This is a genomic window from Acidovorax delafieldii 2AN (assembly GCF_000175235.1).
Lineage (GTDB): Bacteria > Pseudomonadota > Gammaproteobacteria > Burkholderiales > Burkholderiaceae_C > Acidovorax > Acidovorax delafieldii_B.
Genome location: NZ_ACQT01000493.1, coordinates 1 through 1,333, shown reverse-complemented (window position 1 = coordinate 1,333; position 1,333 = coordinate 1). Strand labels below are relative to the sequence as shown.

Annotated in this window: 1 protein-coding gene and 1 pseudogene; both read right to left on the bottom strand. The window is 67.8% G+C overall.

The features are described 5' to 3' along the window. Positions 1-175: 175 nt before the first annotated feature. Positions 176-925 carry an SDR family oxidoreductase gene (locus tag ACDELDRAFT_RS22520; RefSeq protein WP_005801237.1) on the bottom strand — a complete coding sequence of 250 codons (750 nt, stop codon included), beginning with the start codon at positions 923-925 and terminating at the stop codon, positions 176-178. A gap of 36 nt (positions 926-961) precedes the next feature. Further along, positions 962-1,333, bottom strand: a pseudogene (locus tag ACDELDRAFT_RS22515) (hypothetical protein); the annotation flags it as partial.

Sequence of the window (1,333 nt, the reverse complement as noted above, 5' to 3'; positions counted from 1 at the left end):
GACGGCGCGCGCGATGTCCGCCGCACTGCCCCGGGCGCTGCGCGCGATAACCTGGCCGGTGGATGGATCCTCGACGCCGATCGTGCGGCCGTCGGCCGAAGGAACCCAGTCGCCATCGATGAAATGGGCGTACTCCGCTCGCAGTGCGATGCTCATCGTGTCCAAGCCTTTCCGGTCATTGAACGGGGTCGGATTCGCCGACATAGCGGCCGCCGTCCACGATGAACTCCACGCCGGTGCTGAAGCGCGATTCATCGCTTGCGAGGAAGGCTACGAGGTTGCTCACGTCCTCGGGTGCGCCGGGTTCCTTGATGAGCTGGTTGGGCCGGATCGGCGCGTTCAGACCCGCCGTTAGGTCCGTCACGATGCGGCCGGGGTGGATTGAGTTCACGCGGATGTGGTGCTGCGCCAGTTCCAGCGCCGAAGCCTTGGTGATGCCGCGCACGGCCCACTTGGCGGCCACGTAGCCGACGGTGTTGGGCAGCCCGAGCATGCCGGCGATGGACGAGACGTTGATGATGCTGCCGCCGCCTGCGCGGATGAGCGAGGGCGCGATGGTCTTGGTGCCGAGAAAGGTTCCGTTCAGGTTGACCTGCACCACCGCATCGAAGTCTTCCAGCGTGCTGTCGAGCACCGTGCCGAGCTTCTGGATGCCGGCGTTGTTCACCAGGATGGAGATGGGGCCGAAGGCCGCCTCGGCCTGCTCGCGCGCGTGCAGCCAGGAGGCCTCGCTGGTCACGTCCAGTGGTACGAAGAGTGCGCGGTCTGCGCCGAGTTCGGCCGCGAGTGCACGGCCTTCCGTTTCGAGCAGGTCGCCGATGACCATGCGTGCGCCTTCGCGAACGAAGCGCCGAGCGTGGGAAGCGCCGAGGCCACGGGCGCCGCCGGAGACGAAGGCGACCTTGCCGCCGAGACGTTGAGACATAGGGATTTCCTTGTGTATATGGAGGAAAGGATGGGATCAGGAAGAGAGCGGGGCCAGGCCCAGGCGCTCGCGCAGCGGTGCGCGGCGGCGTCCGGTTGGACGCAGGCCGCGCTGGCGCAGCAGTGGCACGACTGCGTCGACGAAGATGTCAAGGTCGCGCGGCAGGAGGTGCGGCATCAGCATGAAGCCGTCTGCCGCGCCGCTCGAATGCCAGTGTTCGATGTGGTCGGCGATGTCGGACGGCGTGCCGGCCACGGTGGCGTGGCCGCGACTGCCTGCGAGCAGGTGCAGCAGCGCACGCACCGTGCGTGGCTGCTCGCGCGCGATCATGTCGGCGATTACGCCGAAGCGGCTTCGGATGCCCTCGAACTGCGCCACGTCGCCCAGCTGCGGCGGCAGCGGGCCATC

Coding starts and splice junctions, on each gene's coding strand:
- ACDELDRAFT_RS22520 (WP_005801237.1), bottom strand. CDS start 925: ATGTCTCAACGTCTCGGCGGCAAGGTCGCCTTCGTCTCCGGCGGCGCC.